A 16,882-nucleotide genomic window follows, 5' to 3' on the forward strand; every position below is an offset into this window, starting at 1 on the left:
TGGCGTCGCCGCACAGGATGACCTTCGCCCCGCCGTGCCCTTAAGGGTTTCCCGCACTCCGCGGCCGCACCGAGAAGCCGTACACGGTCTCCGAGCGGTAGGTCCTGCCCGGCCGCAGCACCGTGCTGGGGAAGTCCGGGCGGTTGGGGGAGTCCGGGAAGTGCTGTGTTTCCAGGGCGAGTCCGGCCGCCGGACCGTAGGGGACGCCCGACGTACCGGTCAGGGTGCCGTCGAGATGACCGGCGGTGTAGAGCTGCAGACCGGGCTCGGTGGTCGCCAGTTCCAGCGCGCGCCCGGAGCGCGGGTCGTACAACTCCGCGACGGTGCGCGGCGCCTGACTCACTCCGCCGTCCAGCGCGAAGTTGTGGTCGAAGGCACCGCCTGTCGCGCGCGCCGTCCGGAAGTCGAAGCGGGTGCCGGTGACCTCGGCGGGCGCGCCGGGCACCGGAATGCCGCTGTCGTCGCACGGCGTGTACCGGGACGCCGCCAGCCGCAGCTCGTGCCCGGCGGCGCTGCCGCTGCCGTCACCGCCCAGGTTGAGGTACGTGTGGTTGGTGAGATTGACGACGGTCGGTGCGTCGGTCCGCGCCCAGGAGACGATGCGCAGCGCGCCGCCGGGGGAGAGGGTGTACGTCACGCGTACGTCCAGCGCGCCGGGGAAGCCCTCCTCGCCGTCCGGGCTGACCCGGCGCAGCTGCACACCGCCGTCGACCTCCCGGGCGTCCCACACCACCCGGGAGAAGTTCCGCGGCCCGCCGTGCAGGCTGTTGCGCCCGTCGTTCGGCGTCAGCGCCCAGGTCCTGCCGTCGAGCCGGAACGACGCCCCGGCGATCCGGTTCGCATACCGCCCGACCACCGCGCCGAAGTGCGACCCGCCGTGCGCGACATACGAGCCGAGGTCCGCGAAGCCCAGCGCCAGTTGCCCCCGCGTCCCGTCCCGGTCCGGTGCCTCCACCGTCTGGATGATCCCGCCGTAGGTCAGCACCCGGACCCGCACCCCGCCCGGTCCCGACTCCAGGGTCCAGCGGTCGATCCGCGTACCGTCCTCCAGCGCGCCGAAGGGTTCCCGGCTGACCTGCGTCCTCATGGCTGCGAGCCTATGCCCGCCGCTCCCCGCGCGGTGCCCGGGGAGCGCGCTCAGGTACTGCGGCCGGGCCGGGTGATCGTGCGGAACGCCAGCTCCGCCAGCTCCTTCTGGCCGCCGGTGCCGGGGTGGAACCAGTCCCAGGTGCTCAACTGCCGCCCCGTGAAGCGGTAGTCGAAGACCGCCTTGTCGAACCGGCACAGCGGGTCCTTGCCGCACACCTCCGCCAGCGCCGTGTTGTACGCCATCACCCGGTCCCGGACCTTCGCCCGCCGGTCGTGCGCCGCCTGCGTCAGATCGTCCGGATCGCGCAGCATGGACCCGCAGATGCCCAGCTTCCACACCTGTTTGCCGAGCGGGTTCTTGCGCCCTTCCGACCACAGCCGCAGCAGGTCGGGCACCGCCGCGACATACACCTGGGTGTGCGGCAGGGCGCGCCGCAGATACTTCATGGACCGCGCGAAGTCGGTGCGGAAGGCGTCCGTCGGGGTCATCGTCCGGACGTCCCGCCGACAGGCGTCGTTGGCGCCGATCAGGACCGTGACCAGCTCGGGCCTCCGGTCGGCGGCCGCGGTGACCTGGTCCGGCAGGTCGCGCATCAGCGCACCGGTCCTGGCGAGGTTCCAGCTGTGTGTGGCGGGGCGTTTGACCAGCCGTCGGGCGAGGCTGTCGACCTTGGGGTCGGTGCCGGTGGCCCAGGAGACCTGCGGGCAGTCGGAGAGCACCGTGCAGGCGTCGAAGCCGACGGTGATGGAGTCGCCGAGAGCGGCGATCGAGCGGGGGGCGGTGCGCCAGACGGGCGCCTTCGCGGCCTTCCGTTTGCCCCCGGCGCCGGACTCCGGAGCGGAGCCGTCACTGCTACAGCCGGTGAGGGCGATCACCAGTGCGGAACCGATGGCGACGGTGCGTGAGGAACGGAGGCGGAAGCGGCGGCACCGGGGACGAAAGGGCCGATCGATCCGCGTCATCCCCTGTCCCCCTCCGGCGTGCGAGTGATATCTCTTCGGGTACCGACGGTACGTCACCCCCTCGACCGGCACCGCGCGATAGCTTTGCCCCGTGCTTGCCGGGCGGTGACCCAAAGTGGCAAGTGCAGTCGGCACAGACAAATTACATCACGTCATTTCCTGTCCCTTTTGCGGCAAATTCCGCCCAATGGTGTTTACTGTAGGTCACCAGCATGCTGGTGCCGAAGTGACCACTGGGGCAGAATGACGACTGTCCCGGCCGCAACCGGAACGGGCACGAGGCCGCTGGGGAAGGCGAACCTCGAACCGCACTGGAGGTCCCGGTGACGACACGTGGAGTTCTGTACGTCCACTCCGCTCCGCGCGCGCTGTGCCCGCACGTCGAATGGGCCGTCGCGGGCGTCCTCGGTGTGCGCGTCAACCTCGACTGGATCCGCCAGCCGGCGTCCCCGGGCACCTGGAGAGCCGAGTTCTCCTGGCAGGGCGAGGCCGGCACGGCCTCCAAGCTGGCCTCCGCGCTGCGCGGCTGGCATCTGCTGCGCTTCGAGGTGACCGCGGAACCCTGCTCCACCGCGGAGGGCGAGCGCTACAGCTCCACCCCCGATCTGGGGATCTTTCACGCCGTCACGGGCATCCACGGCGACATCCTCATCCCCGAGGACCGGCTGCGCGCCGCGGTCGCCCGCTCGGCTCGCGGCGAGACCGAGCTGGCCGCCGAGGTCGCCAAGCTCCTCGGTAAACCCTGGGACGACGAACTGGAGCCCTTCCGGTACGCGGGCGAGGGCGCCCCGGTGCGCTGGCTGCACCAAGTCGTATGAGGAGTGAGGCGCCGGTCCGCTGCCTCCACCAGATCGTCTGGACAGCGGCGCCCTCCGACACGCGGCGGCGGTTGCCTTCGAGCCCGGCCTGATCGGGAAGACACCCCCTAGCGTGCCGTCATGGCCGACAACACGTCATCCGAGGCTCTGTCCGTAGCGGTGCTCGGCACCGGAATCATGGGCGCGGCGATGGCCCGCAATCTCGCCCGGGCCGGTCTGGACGTCCGCGCCTGGAACCGGACCCGCGCCAGGGCCGAGCCCCTGGCTGCCGACGGCGTCCGCGTCACCGGCACGCCGGCCGAGGCGGTGGACGGCGCCGAGGTGGTCCTCACGATGCTGCTCGACGGCCCGGCCGCCCTCGACGCGCTGCGACAGGCCGCCGCCGCGCTGACGCCCGGCGCCCTCTGGCTCCAGATGAGCACGGTCGGGACCGATGGGCTCGCCCCGCTCGCCCGGTTCGCCGACGAACACCGCCTGCGGTTCGTGGACGCCCCCGTACTGGGCACCAAGGCGCCCGCGGAGAAGGGCGAGTTGACGGTCCTGGCGGCCGGGCCGCAGGACGTACGGGAGCGCGCCGGGCGGGTCTTCGACGTCGTCGGCGGCACCACCCGGTGGGTCGGCGAGGACGGTGCGAGTGGGGACGCCAGCCGCCTCAAGCTCGTCATCAACAGCTGGGTGCTGACGGTCATCAACGGCACCGGCGAGGCGCTCGCGCTCGCCGAGGGGCTCGGCGTGGACCCGCGCGACTTCCTCTCCGCGGTCGCCGGCGGCTCGCTGGACCTGCCCTATCTGCGGCTGAAATCCGCGCTGATCCTGGCCGATAACTACCCGGCGAGCTTCACGGTGTCCGCCGCGCGCAAGGACGCCCGGCTCATCACGGAGGCCGCCCAGGGGGCCGGGGTGCGGATGGATCTGGTGGCGGCGGACGCGGAACGCTTCCGCCGGGCCGAGGAGCAGGGCCACGGCCAAAAGGACGCCGTGGCGGCGTACTTCGCGAGCTTCGACGGCTGACACGCCTGAGGGCCCGCCCGGTGGTCACCGGACGGGCCCTCAGGGGGTGCTGAGCGGGCCTCAGACCGTACGGAAGGCGAGGACCACGTTGTGGCCGCCGAAGCCGAACGAGTCGTTCAGGGCCGCGATCCGGCCCTCGGCCGGCAGCGCGCGGGGCTCGCCGCGGACGATGTCGGCGTCGACCTCCGGGTCGAGCTGGTCGATGTTGATCGTCGGCGGGGCGGTGCGGTTCTTGAGCGCGAGGACCGTGGCCACCGTCTCGATGCCGCCCGCGCCGCCCAGGAGGTGGCCGGTCATCGACTTCGTGCTGGTGATGGCCATGTGGTCGACGTCGTCGCCGAACGCCTTGCGCAGTGCCCTGAGCTCACCGACGTCACCGGCCGGCGTCGAGGTCGCATGCGCATTCACATGCACGACCTCGGCGGGGTCGAGACCGGTGTTGTCGAGCAGGTTCTGCAGCGCCGCCGCGATGCCGTTGCCGGACGGCTCGGGCTGTGTGATGTGGTGGGCGTCGGCCGAGATGCCCTGGCCGACGGCCTCCGCGTAGATCGTGGCACCGCGGGCCCTGGCGTGCTCCTCGGACTCCAGGATGATCACGCCCGCGCCCTCGCCGAGCACGAAGCCGTTGCGGTCGACGTCCCAGGGGCGGGAGGCGCCCTGCGGGTCGTCGTTGTTCTTGGACATCGCCATCATGTTGCCGAACGCCACGATCGGCAGCGGGTGGATGGCGGCCTCCGTGCCACCCGCGACGACGACGTCGGCGCGGCCGGAGCGGATCATCTCGATCGCGTAGCCGATGGCCTCGGCGCCCGACGCGCACGCCGAGACCGGTGTGTGCACACCGGCGCGGGCGTTGAACTCGATGCCGACGTTGGCGGACGGGGAGTTCGGCATCAGCATGGGCACGGTGTGCGGGGAGACGCGGCGTACGCCCTTCTCCTTGAGCACGTCGTACTGGTCGAGCAGGGTCGTCACACCGCCGATGCCGGAGGCGATGACGGCGCCCAGACGGTCGGGGTTGACCGCCGTGTCCTCGCCCGCCTTGGCGGTGAAGCCCGCGTCCTTCCAGGCCTCCTGGGCCGCGACGAGCGCGAACTGCGCCGAGCGGTCCAGCTTGCGGGCCTGCGGACGCGGAATGATCTCGGACGGTTCAACGGCGATCTGGCCGGCGATACGGACCGGCAGCTCGGCGGCCCAGTCCTGTTCGAGGGTGCTGACACCGGAGCGTCCGGCGAGCAGGGCCTGCCAGGTCGAAGCGCTGTCGCCACCCAGCGGTGTGGTTGCGCCGATACCGGTGACGACCACGGTGCGATTGGTCGCGTTCACGGGAATTCTTACTCCACGGGTAGAGGGGTCTGAATCGACGGCGCCACCGCGGGGTGGCGACATGCGCGGGAGCTGGATCAGCTCTGGTGCTTGAGGATGTACTCGGTCGCGTCGCCGACCGTCTTGAGGTTCTTGACGTCGTCGTCCGGGATCTTCACGTCGAAGCGCTCTTCGGCGGCGACGACGACCTCGACCATGGACAGCGAGTCAACGTCCAGGTCGTCGGTGAAGGACTTGTCCACCTGGACGTCCTCGGTGGGGATCCCGGCGATCTCGTTCACGATCTCGGCGAGACCGGCGACGATCTCTTCCTGAGTGGCGGCCATGATGGCGCTCCTTCGGTCATTTTAAGGGGAAACTGCGTTACTTGCGGTGAAGATCCTTGCGACGGCCGAAACATCCGAAGACGTACGGCGCTGCGCAGATCTTGCCTAGGGGAGGGTAACGACCGTCGCGGCGTAGACGAGACCCGCCCCGAAGCCGATGACCAGCGCGGTGTCGCCGCTCTTGGCCTGTCCGGTCGCCAACAGCCGCTCCATGGCGAGCGGGATGGAGGCGGCCGAGGTGTTGCCGGTGGTCTCCACATCGCGGGCGACCGTCACGCTCTCCGGCAGCTTCAGAGTCTTCACCATCGAGTCGATGATCCGCATGTTGGCCTGGTGCGGAATGAAGACGTCCAGGTCGTCCGGGCTGACCCCGGCCGCGTCCAGTGCCTGCTGGGCGACCTTCGCCATCTCGAACACCGCCCACCGGAAGACCGCCTGGCCCTCCTGGGTGATGGCGGGGTAGCGGATCTCCTCCGGAGCGGGACGCCCCTCGGGAGCGTCTCCCCCGGGGACCGGTGTGGGACGGTAGACGTCCCAGCCCAGCGTCTGCTTGATGGTCTCGGCCTTGTCGCCCTCCGAACCCCAGACCGTGGGACCGATCGCGGGCTCGTTGGCCGGGCCGACGATCACCGCGCCGGCTCCGTCACCGAAGAGGAAGGCCGTCGCGCGGTCCTCCAGGTCGGTCAGGTCCGAGAGCCGCTCCACGCCGAGGACCAGCACATACTCCGCCGAGCCCTCGGTCACCAGGCCCTTCGCCAGGGTCAGGCCGTAGCCGAAGCCCGCACAGCCCGCCGAGATGTCGAACGCGGCCGGCTTGCCGGCACCGATACGGTGCGCGATCTCGGTCGCGATCGCCGGGGTCTGCTTGAAGTGCGAAACGGTGGAGACGATCACGGCGCCGATCTGCTCGGGCGTGATCCCGGCGTCGGCGATGGCCTTGCCGGACGCCTCGACCGACATGGTCGCGACGGTCTCCTCGGGGCCCGCCCAGTGGCGGGTCGCGATACCGGACCGCGAGCGGATCCACTCGTCGGACGAGTCGATGTGCTTGAGGATCTCCTCGTTGGGCACCACACGGGTCGGGCGGTAGCCGCCGACGCCCATGATCCGCGCGTACGGGGCGCCCTTCGAGGGCTTGATCTTCGAGGTCATGCGCTTCGGACTCCTATTCGGCCGGTGCGGATTGCTCGGCGATCAGCGTGCGGGCCGCGTCGAGGTCGTCGGGCGTCTTGAGGGCGAGGGTCCGCACGGCGGGCAGCGCGCGCTTGGCCAGGCCGGTGAGCGTGCCGCCGGGAGCCGCCTCGATGAGCGTGGTGACCCCGAGCTCCTTGAAGGTCTCCATGCACAGGTCCCAGCGCACGGGGTTGGCCACCTGGCCCACCAGCCGCTGCACCAGCTCCTGGCCGGAGGAGACCAGCGCTCCGTCCTTGTTGGAGACGTAACGGGTGTGCGGATCGGCGACCGCCAGCTGGGCGGTAGCGGATTCCAGGGCCGAAACGGCGGGTGCCATGTGGTGAGTATGGAACGCGCCGGCCACCTTCAGCGGTACGACCCGGCGAGTGCCTTCCGGCTTGTTCTCGACCAGTGCGGCGATCTGCTCGGCGGTGCCCGCGGCGACGATCTGTCCGGCGCCGTTCACATTCGCCGGGGTCAGGCCCAGTTGCTCCAGGTGCGGGATGACCACGGCCTCGTCGCCGCCCAGCAGCGCGGCCATACCGGTGTCGGTGACGGCGGCGGCCTCGGCCATCGCCTGGCCGCGCCGGCGTACCAGCGTCATCGCGGCCTCGTCGGTCAGCGTGCCGGCCAGCGCGGCGGCGGCCAGTTCACCGACGCTGTGGCCGGCCACCGCGCCGGTCTGCGTGGCGACGTCGTCGGCCGTGGCGAACAGCTGCCGGGCGGAGAGCAGGGCGGAGGCCACCAGCAGCGGCTGCGCCACCGCGGTGTCACGGATCTCCTCCTCGTCCGCCTTCGTGCCGTAGTGGACCAGGTCCAGGTCGATGGCGGCCGACCACGCGCGGAGCTGGTCCTCGACACCGGGAAGGTCGAGCCAGGGAGTCAGGAAGCCGGGCGTCTGAGCGCCTTGGCCGGGAGCGACGAGTACGAGCACCCTCACACTCTCTCTTGTGGGTGGTTCCGCCCGCCCGTGGGGACAAGGACGAAGAACCATCGGGGGAATTGTTGGTGTCCGACAAAAGTCTAGGGTTGGGCCTCACCGTCAGCCAGACGCCCCAGAATCAGCGCGATACGGAGGGTGAACGCCGAGCGCACATCGGAGGGTGACCAGCCGGTGACGTCGGTCACACGTCGCAGCCGATAGCGCACGGTGTTGGGGTGCACGAACAGCATCCGGGCGGCGCCCTCCAGACTGCTCGCCTGCTCCAGGTAAACGCTCAGCGTCTCCAGAAGTGCCGACCCGGCTTCCTCCAGCGGTCTGTAGATCTCCTCCACCAACTGCTCGCGCGCGACCGGGTCCGAGGCCATCGCGCGCTCCGGCAGCAGATCGTCCGCGAGCACCGGCCGCGGGGCGTCCGGCCAGGCGGCACAGGCCCGCAGTCCGGCGGCGGCGGCCTGCGCCGAACGGGTCGCGGCCAGCAGATCGGAGACGACCGGGCCGGCCACCACGGGACCGGCGGCATACGGGCCGATCAGCGCCTTCGCGGCCTTCAGCGGGTTGTCCGAACCGCCCGCGATCACCACCAGACGGGAGCCCAGCACCCCGGTCAGGACCTGGAGCTTGGCGTGCCGCGCGGCGCGCCGGATCGCCTCCACGGTCAGTTCGCTGTCCCCGTCCGGCGCGGTGCCCAGCACCACACACACATGCTCGGGGGAGTTCCAGCCCAGCGCCGCCGCACGGGAGACCGCGCCCTCGTCCGCCTCCCCCGACAGCACCGCGTTGACCACCAGCGACTCCAGCCGGGCGTCCCAGGCGCCGCGGGCCTCGGCCGCCTGGGCGTAGACCTGAGCGGTGGCGAAGGCGATCTCCCGGGCGTAGACCAGCAGCGCCTCGCGCAGCACGGACTCATCGCCCGGGGCCGCGACCTCGTCGATCGCGGACTCCATGACCTCGATGGTCGTACGGACCATCTCCACGGTCTGCCGCAGCGTGATCGCCCGGGTCAGTTCGCGCGGCGCCGTGCCGAAGACATCGGTGCTGATCGCCTGGGGGGTCTCCGGATGCCGGAACCATTCGGTGAAAGCGGCGATACCGGCCTGGGCGACCAGGCCGATCCAGGAACGATTCTCCGGGGGCATCGCGCGGTACCACGGCAGCGTGGCGTCCATGCGGGCGATGGCGGCGGCCGCCAGCTTGCCGGACGAATTCTCCAGGCGCCGGAGGGTCGCGGAGTGCGGGTGCGCGTCGCGCGATGCGGGTTCAGACACGGGACAAGCCTGCACTATCGGGGCGGGGAGGTGAGGGGGCGGGGCTACCGTGGGCCCATGATTCAGGTGCGGAGAGGCCATGAACGGTATCCGGGCGGGGACGCGGAGGCCGGGATCGAGTCGCTGCACGCGTTCTCCTTCGGGCACCGTTTCGACCCGGAGAACCTGCGCTTCGGCGTGCTGATCGCCTGCAACGAGGAGCGGCTGGCGGCGGGTGCCGGATTCGACGAGCACCCCCACCGCGACACGGAGATCGTGACCTGGGTGGTCGAGGGGGAACTGACCCACCGCGACTCGGCCGGTCACGAAACCACCGTACGCCCGGGTGATCTCCAGCGGCTCAGCTCGGCGGGCGGCGTCCGGCATGTGGAGCGCAACGACGGCGACGGGCCGCTGCGCTTCGTCCAGATGTGGCTGGCGTCGCACGAGGCCGGCGGCGAGCCGTCGTACGAGGTGGTGCGCGGGATCGCCGACGGCACCCCGTACGCGGTCCCGCGGGCCGGCGCCCTGCTGCATGTGCGCCGCCTCGCCGACGGCGAGCGCACCGCGGTCCCGGATGCCGCGCGGGCCTATGTGCAGGTGGTGCGCGGCGCCGTACGGCTCGGCAACGCGTGTCTGGAGGCCGGTGACGCGGCGCGGATCACCGACGGGGAGGGGCTGGAGCTGCAGGGGCTGGCGGCGGCGGAGTGCCTTGTGTGGGAGATGGGCCCGGAGCCGTCGTACGGGTGAGCCGGTGCGGTCCGGGCGGCCGGTGCCGCTCGGACCGGTCCGGCCAGGTCAGGTCGTCCGGGCGAGGTCAGGCCGTCTGTGCCAGCTCGGCCAGCACCGCGTCCGTCAGCGGCGGCCAGGCCTCGATCGCCCACGGTCCGAAGGCCCGGTCGGCCAGCGCCACACAGGCCACACGGGCGTCCGGGTCCACCCACAGGAACGTCCCGGACTGTCCGAAGTGCCCGAAGGTGCGGGGCGAGGACGACGCGCCCGTCCAGTGCGGCGACTTGCCGTCCCGGATCTCGAAGCCCAGGCCCCAGTCGTTGGGCTTCTGGTGCCCGTAGCCCGGCAGCACCCCCGACAGGCCGGGGAAGACGACCTGGGTCGCCGCCGCGAGGGTCTGGGGGGCGAGCAGCCGGGGCGCCTGCAGCTCGGCCGCGAAATGGATCAGGTCGGCGACCGTGGAGACGCCGTCCTTGGCGGGCGAGCCGGGCAGCTCCGTCGCGGTCATCCCGAGGGGGGCGAGCACCGCCTCGTGCAGATACTGCGGGAAGGGGATGTCGGTCGCCTTGGCTATGTGGTCGCCCAGCGCCTCGAACCCGGCGTTGGAGTAGATCCTCCGGGTGCCCGGCTCGGCCATGGCGCGCGGCTCGTCGAACGCCAGCCCCGAGGTGTGGGCGAGGAGATGACGCACCGTGGACCCCTCGGGCCCGGCCGGCTCGTCCAGCTCGACGGCGCCCTCCTCGACGGCCAGCAGTGCGGCGTACGCGGCCAGCGGCTTGGTCACGGACGCCAGCGGGAAGCGATGCTCCAGGGGGCCGTACGCTCCGGCCACCGATCCATCGGCTCGTACGACGGCGGCCGCAGCGGTGGGCACCGGCCAGTTCTCGATCATCCGCAGGCTCTGCATGCCCACGAGCTTAGGGGCCGGTCCGGCGTCCCCAAATTCCGGTCAAGTCTGCCCGTGATCGGCGCTTGCTTGGAGTGCGCTCGAAGTCTCTAGCGTTGAAGACGTCGAGAGGCACCCGGCGAAATCGCCGGGGGACGTCCGGCGCGACAGGGGAGACGGTGCATGACGGTAACGCAGAGCGGACCGGCGGCGAGCGGCGCGACCACGACCAGGAGGCTGCCGACGAAGGTGCGCGACTGCGGCACCGCGCCCCCGCATCCGCGGCCCGCCGGCCGCGACCAGTACACGATCAGCGAGGTGGCGCAGCACACCGGGCTCAGCGCCCACACCCTGCGCTGGTACGAGCGCATCGGCCTGATGCCGCACGTGGACCGCACCCACACCGGGCAGCGGCGCTTCACCAACCGCGATCTGGACTGGCTGAGCCTGGTGACCAAGCTGCGGCTGACCGGTATGCCGGTCGCGGACATGGTCCGCTACGCCGAGCTGGTGCGGGCCGGTGAGTGCACCTTCGCCGAGCGGGAGCAGCTGCTGACCGCGCACCGCGAGGACGTACGGCAGCGCATAGCCGAGCTGCAGAGCACGCTGGACGTACTCGACTACAAGATCGACATCTATGCCGACGCCCGGCGGGCGTCCGAGAGGTTCTGAGGTCTCCATGGGTAGCGAGAAGATCGAGACGGTCGAGCTGGGCACCGGCGGACCGCGGGTCGGGGTGCAGGGCCTCGGCTGTATGGGCATGAGCTTCGCCTACGGCCCGACGGACGCCGACGAGGCACGGGCCACGCTGGAGCGCGCACGGGAACTGGGCGTGACGCTCTTCGACACCGCCGACATGTACGGCATGGGGGAGAACGAGAAGTTCATCGCCCCCTTCATCCGGGCCCACCGCGACGAGGTCGTGCTGGCCACCAAGTTCGCGATATCCCTCGACCCGGACGACCCGGCCAAGCGCATCATCCGCAACGACCGGGCCTATATCCGCCAGGCCGTCGAGGGCAGCCTCCGGCGCCTGGGGGTGGACGAGATCGACCTGTATTACATGCACCGCCGCGATGTGAACGTCCCGATCGAGGAATCGGTCGGCGCCATGGCCGAACTCGTCGCCGAGGGCAAGGTCAAGCACCTGGGGCTGAGCGAGGTGACCGGCAGCGAACTGCGCGCGGCCCAGGCCGTGCACCCGATCGCCGCGCTGCAGTCCGAGTGGTCGCTGTTCAGCCGGGACATCGAGGAGGGTGTGGTGCAGGCGGCGGCCGAGCTCGGCGTCGGTCTCGTGCCGTACTCACCGCTCGGCCGGGGCTTCCTGACCGGTGCCTTCGTGCATGCCGACAAGGAGCTGGGCGCGGACGACTTCCGCCGTCAGCAGCCCCGCTTCACCGGCGACAACGCGGCCGTCAACGCCGCGCTGCTGGAGCCGGTCCGCGCGGTCGCCGACGCCCATGGCGCCACGCCCGGCCAGATCGCGCTGGCCTGGGTACAGCAGCAGGCCACGGCACGCGGCCTGGCCGTCGTCCCGATCCCCGGCACCCGTAAGCGCAGCCGGATCGAGGAGAACACCGGGGCGACCCGGATCCGGCTGACCGAACAGGACCTGGCACAGCTGGAGCCGATCGCCGGGCAGGTCGCGGGGGCGCGGTACGCGGACATGTCGTTCACCTCGGCGGGACGGGAGTAGCAGGTCCGGAGGGGCGGGGCCGAGGGCGCCCTGCCCCTTCCGGGGCGCGCGCCTTCACTGGCTGTCCTACGCCAGCCCCAGCGCGAAGGCCCCGAACCCGGCGGCCAGAAGGGCCGTGGCGGCCCGGCGGACCCCGTCGACACCCGTCCAGGGCGCCTCGAAGCGGTGGGTGGTGCGGCCGATCAGGAGCAGTGCCGCGGCGAAGACCGGCAGCCAGGCGAGCCGGGCCAGGACCCAGCCGAGGGTGTCGGGCGCCACCGTCAGTCCGGGGACCTGCCCCAGGAAGGACGCCGGCACGGCCAGCGAGAGCATCGCCGTCTGGTGCCAGCACAGGATCGTCAGCGCGGAGAGGTTGACGATCGCCACCGGCGCCCACAGGGCAGGCCGGCGCAGCAGCCGGGCGAGCCGGTCACGGAGCAGCACCGCGGCGCCGGACTGGGCGGCGGCCAGCGCCAGGACCAGCAGCGACGGCGGGTGGGAGTTCGTACGGGACTGCCCGGGAACGCCGACCATGCTCGTCGGGTAGTGGAAGAACAGCAGCAGCGCGGCGAACACCGCGGCGCCGCCGAGCAGCAGCGACCAGGCGGCGCGTTGGCCCAGCCGCCGCTCACCCCAGGACACCCCGAGCTGATAGGCGAACATCCAGCCGGGCAGCAGGTTGAGCAGGCTCAGCCACGGCGGCATGGCATCGGCGTACGGCCCGTAGCGCAGGAAGTCCACCGCGGCGACGGCCGCCGCCAGTGGTGCCGCGGCCCAGGCGCCCATCCACCGGGCGGCGCGCAGACAGCAGGGCGTCAGCGCGGTGATCACCGCGTACACGCCGACGAACCACAGCGGCTGGATCACCAGCGTCGCCCCGGTCCGCAGGGTCGCCTCCGGTACGCCCAGTCCGTACAGCAGGGGCAGCAGCACCGCCCATACGGCCGTCACCCCGAGCACCGGACGGCCCAGCCGGACGAGCCGGCCGCACAGCCAGGACCGGGTGGACTCGCCCCGCCCGGTGGCGCGCCGGAAGGACAGCACCGACGCATGCCCGCCGACCAGGAAGAAGATGCCGAGCAGCTGCAGGACCCAACTGGCCGGTGCGAGCCCGCCGACGGCGGTCAGCAGGCTGGCGTTGTGCAGCGCGCCCCCGGCGTCGAGGGTGAAGCCGCCGATCAGCCAGTGGCCGGTGGGGACGGCGAGCAGCGCCAGCGCCCGCAGACCGTCGAGCGCACGGTCACGGTCCGCGGGCGTACGGTCCGCCACGGCGGCCGCGGCGCCGATGAGCGTGCGTCTGCCGCGCCGGGCGGTGGTGAGCAGCCTGGACATGGTGGTGTCTCCCTCTCCCGTGGGTGTGGCGGAGGGAAACGTAGGAAGCGGGTGTATGACGCGGCGTCACACCGCGGAGCCGACTCCCGGGTACTACGGGGGTAGGGGTCCCCGGCCGCGCTCGTCCTCAGGAAGGAGAGGCGCGCAAGCGGGGCGGGCGCTACCGCTCTCCGGGCGAGACCAGCCCCGATTCATACGCGAAGATCACGGCCTGGGCGCGGTCCCGAAGGTCCAACTTGGCGAGCACCCGGCTGACATGGGTCTTCACGGTCTGCTCGGCGACGATCAGCGCATCGGCGATCTCCTGGTTCGACAGTCCGCGGGCGATCAGCTCCAGGACCTCCGTCTCGCGCGGAGTGAGGCCGTTCAGCCGCAGCGAGGGCCGGCCCTTCCGGGTCACCGGCCCCGAGCGGGCGAAATCGGCGATCAGCCGCCGGGTCACGGACGGCGCGAGCAGCGCCTCACCGGCCGCCACGACCCGGACCGCGGCGATCAGATCGGCCGGCGGCGCGTCCTTGAGGAGAAAGCCGGACGCCCCGGCGCGCAGCGCCTCGTAGACATAGTCGTCGACGTCGAACGTGGTCAGCATCAGGACCTTCGGACGATGAGTGACGCCGACGGGCGGATCGAGCAGCTGACGGGCCGCCGCCAGACCGTCCATCTCCGGCATCCGCACATCCATCAGCACCACGTCCGGGTGCGTCCGGCGGCTCAGGGCGACGCCCTGCACCCCGTCCGGGGCATCGCCCACCACATCGATGTCGCTCTGCGCGGCGAGCAGCGCGGCAAAGCCCGCACGCACCATGGCCTGGTCGTCGACGATGATCACGCGCGTGGTCATACGGAGTGGGAATCCTTTGTGGAGAGGGGCGATGCCGCAGAAGGCGACGGTGGGAGGGGGAGCTGGGCGGCGACCCGGAAGCCGCCGTCGGGCAGCGGCCCGGTATCGAGCGAACCGTCCACCAGCCGGACCCGCTCCCGCATCCCGATGAGGCCATGACCGGTGCCGGTGGTCTCCAGCGGCGCGGACGGTGCGGACGGCGCGGAGTTGACGACCAGTACGGTCAGCCGTGCGCCGTCCGCGGCCGGTGTCACCGAGACCCGGGTCGGCGCCCCCGGAGCATGCCGCACCACATTGGCCAGCGCCTCCTGAACGATGCGGTACGCCGACAGGTCCACCGCCGGTTCGAGCGCCACCGGCTCCTCCGGCAGCGCCAACTCGACCGGCACACCCGCCCGTACGGTCCCCTCGACCAGCTTCGGCAGCATGGCGATCCCGGGCTGCGGGGTCTTCTCCGGGCCCTCGTGCTGCACCGCCTCCTCGCTGCGCAGCACCCCGAGCAGCCGGCGCATCTCCGCCAGCGACTCCCGGGCGGTTGCCGCGATCGAGCCGAACTCGTCCTCGGCCTCCCGGGGAATCCCGCTGATGCGGTACGGGGCACTGGCCGCCTGGACCGTGATCACCGACATGTGGTGCGCGACGACATCGTGCAGTTCACGGGCGATCCGGGCGCGCTCCTCCAGCAGCGTCCGACGGGCGCGCTCGGCCTCGCTGATGGTCTCCTGCTCGATCAACTTGCGCTGGGCATCGCCGCGTTCGCGCAGCGTGGCGCCCATCATCAGCACCACACCGGTGAGGACGAACATCAGCACCCAGGTGCTGTTGCTGCCGTCGGGGGTGAACACCTCGGAGAGCAGGCCCGCCACACCGGTCGTCAGCCAGACGGCGGTCAGGGTGCGACGGCGCTCGCGCAGGGACAGCGCCAGCATCAGGGCGAGATAGCCGACGATCTCCATGGGCGGCCAGGGCCAGGCGCGTTCCACGACACCGTCCTCGCCGGTGAGCGCCACGGCACCGATGACATCCGCCGCGAAGATCACCCACCACGCCTGCAGCGGCCGGGTCACCGCGAGCAGCAGCGGCACGGTCTGCGCGGTGGCGAGCGCACCGGACATCCCGCCGTCCAGGCCGTAGTCGTGGCTGAGGACGGTGATGGTCGTCGGCAGCAGGGACACCGCGAACCCGAACGCGACGACGTAGGGCAGGCGGCGCAGCCAGGGACTCCGGACGCTGTCCAGCAGCGGGGTGCCGGGCTCGGTCGGGGTGCCGAGCTCCACGGCCAGGACACGCAGCGCCTGCCGTGCGGCGCGCAGCGCCCGTTGATGGGCCGGCTCACGCACGGGGCCGTGAGCCGGCTCGGGTTCAGGGGTGGAAAATCGTCCGGTCATCGCGCCCTCCATCTAAGCGGAGCGCGGCGGCCACGGCGTCATACCAGGGGCCGGACGTCGCCCCGTACCAGGGTATGAGTCCCTGCCCGCTCAACGGGCCCCCGATCCCGCCACGTTCCCAAAGCAGACTCCGGGCGACGACAGGGCCCGCGGGGAGGCATCCTCTAGAGCTCCGCCAGCAGCTCAGCCTTCTTCGTGCTGAACTCGTCGTCGGTCAGCAGTCCGGCGCCGTGCAGTTCGCCGAGGTGTCGTATCCGGTCCGCGATGTCCGCCGGATCGCGGCGCGTCTCCCCGGTCCGGTGGCGCACCGGCGCGCCGTCCGCTGTCTCCTGCGCCGGCTCGGCGGCGCGTACGGCCTGCAGCACCGAGGCCGCGAACGGCAGCGACTCGTGCACGGGGCCGTACCCCAGCCCGAACACCACGGCGGCCGGATCCTGGTCCGCCTCGCCCGTCCCCGGCTCGTGGGCCCCGCGCTCCAGCAGCCGCAGATAGCCGTTGAGGATCTCCGGCGACCGCCATTCGACGCCGGCCAACTCGCCGACGGGGAAGGTCTGGTCGCCGCACTTCCACTTCGCCGAGGACGCGCCCGTCCAGAACCACCGGAAGGCGACCGCCCGCCCGTCGAAGGACGCCTTGCCGTCATACGCCTTGAAGTGCAGCGGGGGCTCCGGCGCGGCCACCAGATGGCGGTCGGCGGGCTCCTTCACATCGGGGCCGAGCGCCGTGCGCAGCTCATCGGCGTAGTAGTCGGCCAGCGTCTCGCGGTCGGCCGGCAGCACCAGCCGATAGGGATCGGCGTCCTCTTTGAGCTGCCCGTTCGCCGCTTCCATCAGGGGGTCGGCGCCGTGCCGGGGCACGGCGTGCAGCACCACCGTGCCACGTCTGCCCTCGGTCACCTCGACGGAGCTCAGCGCCTCGTACGGAATGCGTCGCTCACCGAGCGCCTGGAACAGCTTCGGCCTGCGGATCCCCCGTTCGAAGCGGATGAGTACGGAGTCCGTGTCGAACTCCCAGACGGCGTGAAAACCGGCCAGCACATCACCCATGCGGCTCATCGTATGCGGGCGGTTGCCCACCCGTCCCCCTTCCGGGCACCTCGGGGGCGCCTGCCGAAGCGGTGCGTGTCACTCCGTTC

At 71.6% G+C, this 16,882-nt stretch carries 17 protein-coding genes; 5 read left to right on the forward strand and 12 right to left on the reverse strand.

Annotated features, from left to right (window positions below; genetic code table 11):
* Positions 1–40: 40 nt before the first annotated feature.
* Positions 41–1,087: an aldose epimerase family protein gene (locus SLV14N_RS27690; protein ID WP_263271535.1), complete on the reverse strand. Its 1,047-nt coding sequence runs from the start codon at positions 1,085–1,087 to the stop codon at positions 41–43.
* A gap of 50 nt (positions 1,088–1,137) precedes the next feature.
* Complete coding sequence (locus SLV14N_RS27695) at positions 1,138–2,052, reverse strand: SGNH/GDSL hydrolase family protein (RefSeq protein ID WP_208684488.1); 915 nt, start codon at positions 2,050–2,052, stop codon at positions 1,138–1,140.
* Positions 2,053–2,375: 323 nt separating this feature from the next.
* On the opposite strand from SLV14N_RS27695, the gene SLV14N_RS27700 reads away from it, so the two are divergent.
* Positions 2,376–2,870 carry a DUF3145 domain-containing protein gene (locus SLV14N_RS27700; RefSeq protein WP_018088059.1) on the forward strand — a complete coding sequence of 165 codons (495 nt, stop codon included), beginning with the start codon at positions 2,376–2,378 and terminating at the stop codon, positions 2,868–2,870.
* A gap of 120 nt (positions 2,871–2,990) precedes the next feature.
* Entirely contained in the window at positions 2,991–3,881 is an 891-nt protein-coding gene (locus SLV14N_RS27705) for an NAD(P)-dependent oxidoreductase (RefSeq protein ID WP_208684489.1), read from the forward strand.
* Positions 3,882–3,941: 60 nt separating this feature from the next.
* On the opposite strand, the gene fabF is transcribed toward SLV14N_RS27705, so the two are convergent.
* The 5 genes from fabF to SLV14N_RS27730 form a co-directional block, all read right to left on the reverse strand.
* Positions 3,942–5,207: a beta-ketoacyl-ACP synthase II gene (gene fabF, locus SLV14N_RS27710; protein ID WP_208684490.1), complete on the reverse strand. Its 1,266-nt coding sequence runs from the start codon at positions 5,205–5,207 to the stop codon at positions 3,942–3,944.
* 77 nt (positions 5,208–5,284) lie between these two features.
* Positions 5,285–5,533, reverse strand: coding sequence for an acyl carrier protein (locus SLV14N_RS27715; RefSeq protein ID WP_030991425.1), 249 nt, complete (start codon positions 5,531–5,533; stop codon positions 5,285–5,287).
* 105 nt (positions 5,534–5,638) lie between these two features.
* Positions 5,639–6,685, reverse strand: a complete 1,047-nt coding sequence (locus tag SLV14N_RS27720; protein WP_018088055.1) for a ketoacyl-ACP synthase III — start codon at positions 6,683–6,685, stop codon at positions 5,639–5,641.
* Positions 6,686–6,698: 13 nt separating this feature from the next.
* Positions 6,699–7,640 (reverse strand): ACP S-malonyltransferase, encoded by a 942-nt coding sequence (locus SLV14N_RS27725; protein WP_263271536.1) that lies wholly within the window; start codon positions 7,638–7,640, stop codon positions 6,699–6,701.
* An 89-nt stretch (positions 7,641–7,729) separates the two neighbouring features.
* Positions 7,730–8,914, reverse strand: a complete 1,185-nt coding sequence (locus tag SLV14N_RS27730) for a CdaR family transcriptional regulator (RefSeq protein WP_018088053.1) — start codon at positions 8,912–8,914, stop codon at positions 7,730–7,732.
* Positions 8,915–8,971: 57 nt separating this feature from the next.
* Between SLV14N_RS27730 and SLV14N_RS27735 the strand changes: the two genes are divergently transcribed.
* Positions 8,972–9,643, forward strand: coding sequence for a pirin family protein (locus SLV14N_RS27735; protein ID WP_263271537.1), 672 nt, complete (start codon positions 8,972–8,974; stop codon positions 9,641–9,643).
* 67 nt (positions 9,644–9,710) lie between these two features.
* Here SLV14N_RS27735 and SLV14N_RS27740 read toward each other — a convergent pair whose 3' ends face one another.
* Positions 9,711–10,532: a serine hydrolase gene (locus tag SLV14N_RS27740; protein ID WP_208684495.1), complete on the reverse strand. Its 822-nt coding sequence runs from the start codon at positions 10,530–10,532 to the stop codon at positions 9,711–9,713.
* A 162-nt stretch (positions 10,533–10,694) separates the two neighbouring features.
* Here SLV14N_RS27740 and SLV14N_RS27745 point away from each other — a divergent pair, with 162 nt between their 5' ends.
* Both SLV14N_RS27745 and SLV14N_RS27750 read left to right on the forward strand, forming a co-directional pair.
* Positions 10,695–11,183: a MerR family transcriptional regulator gene (locus SLV14N_RS27745; protein ID WP_208684497.1), complete on the forward strand. Its 489-nt coding sequence runs from the start codon at positions 10,695–10,697 to the stop codon at positions 11,181–11,183.
* Positions 11,184–11,190: 7 nt separating this feature from the next.
* On the forward strand, positions 11,191–12,207 hold the full coding sequence (locus SLV14N_RS27750) for an aldo/keto reductase (RefSeq protein ID WP_208684499.1): 1,017 nt from the start codon (positions 11,191–11,193) through the stop codon (positions 12,205–12,207).
* A gap of 66 nt (positions 12,208–12,273) precedes the next feature.
* On the opposite strand, the gene SLV14N_RS27755 is transcribed toward SLV14N_RS27750, so the two are convergent.
* From SLV14N_RS27755 to SLV14N_RS27770, 4 genes are all read right to left on the reverse strand, one after another.
* Positions 12,274–13,518 carry an acyltransferase gene (locus SLV14N_RS27755; protein WP_263271538.1) on the reverse strand — a complete coding sequence of 415 codons (1,245 nt, stop codon included), beginning with the start codon at positions 13,516–13,518 and terminating at the stop codon, positions 12,274–12,276.
* Between the two features lie 160 nt (positions 13,519–13,678).
* Positions 13,679–14,359 (reverse strand): response regulator transcription factor, encoded by a 681-nt coding sequence (locus tag SLV14N_RS27760; protein WP_208684503.1) that lies wholly within the window; start codon positions 14,357–14,359, stop codon positions 13,679–13,681.
* Positions 14,356–15,747, reverse strand: coding sequence for a sensor histidine kinase (locus SLV14N_RS27765; protein WP_263271539.1), 1,392 nt, complete (start codon positions 15,745–15,747; stop codon positions 14,356–14,358). The genes SLV14N_RS27760 and SLV14N_RS27765 overlap by 4 nt, the downstream gene beginning before the upstream one ends.
* A 164-nt stretch (positions 15,748–15,911) precedes the next feature.
* A complete protein-coding gene (locus tag SLV14N_RS27770; RefSeq protein ID WP_263271540.1) occupies positions 15,912–16,793 on the reverse strand; it encodes a DUF4429 domain-containing protein in 882 nt (293 codons plus the stop codon).
* Positions 16,794–16,882: the final 89 nt, after the last annotated feature.

It is taken from the genome of Streptomyces sp. Je 1-4 4N24 (assembly GCF_026239515.1).
Classification (GTDB): domain Bacteria; phylum Actinomycetota; class Actinomycetes; order Streptomycetales; family Streptomycetaceae; genus Streptomyces; species Streptomyces nigrescens.

Coding starts and splice junctions, on each gene's coding strand:
- SLV14N_RS27690 (WP_263271535.1), bottom strand. CDS start 1,087: ATGAGGACGCAGGTCAGCCGGGAACCCTTCGGCGCGCTGGAGGACGGT.
- SLV14N_RS27695 (WP_208684488.1), bottom strand. CDS start 2,052: ATGACGCGGATCGATCGGCCCTTTCGTCCCCGGTGCCGCCGCTTCCGC.
- SLV14N_RS27705 (WP_208684489.1), top strand. CDS start 2,991: ATGGCCGACAACACGTCATCCGAGGCTCTGTCCGTAGCGGTGCTCGGC.
- SLV14N_RS27715 (WP_030991425.1), bottom strand. CDS start 5,533: ATGGCCGCCACTCAGGAAGAGATCGTCGCCGGTCTCGCCGAGATCGTG.
- SLV14N_RS27720 (WP_018088055.1), bottom strand. CDS start 6,685: ATGACCTCGAAGATCAAGCCCTCGAAGGGCGCCCCGTACGCGCGGATC.
- SLV14N_RS27735 (WP_263271537.1), top strand. CDS start 8,972: ATGATTCAGGTGCGGAGAGGCCATGAACGGTATCCGGGCGGGGACGCG.
- SLV14N_RS27740 (WP_208684495.1), bottom strand. CDS start 10,532: ATGCAGAGCCTGCGGATGATCGAGAACTGGCCGGTGCCCACCGCTGCG.
- SLV14N_RS27745 (WP_208684497.1), top strand. CDS start 10,695: ATGACGGTAACGCAGAGCGGACCGGCGGCGAGCGGCGCGACCACGACC.
- SLV14N_RS27750 (WP_208684499.1), top strand. CDS start 11,191: ATGGGTAGCGAGAAGATCGAGACGGTCGAGCTGGGCACCGGCGGACCG.
- SLV14N_RS27755 (WP_263271538.1), bottom strand. CDS start 13,518: ATGTCCAGGCTGCTCACCACCGCCCGGCGCGGCAGACGCACGCTCATC.
- SLV14N_RS27760 (WP_208684503.1), bottom strand. CDS start 14,359: ATGACCACGCGCGTGATCATCGTCGACGACCAGGCCATGGTGCGTGCG.
- SLV14N_RS27765 (WP_263271539.1), bottom strand. CDS start 15,747: ATGACCGGACGATTTTCCACCCCTGAACCCGAGCCGGCTCACGGCCCC.
- SLV14N_RS27770 (WP_263271540.1), bottom strand. CDS start 16,793: ATGGGTGATGTGCTGGCCGGTTTTCACGCCGTCTGGGAGTTCGACACG.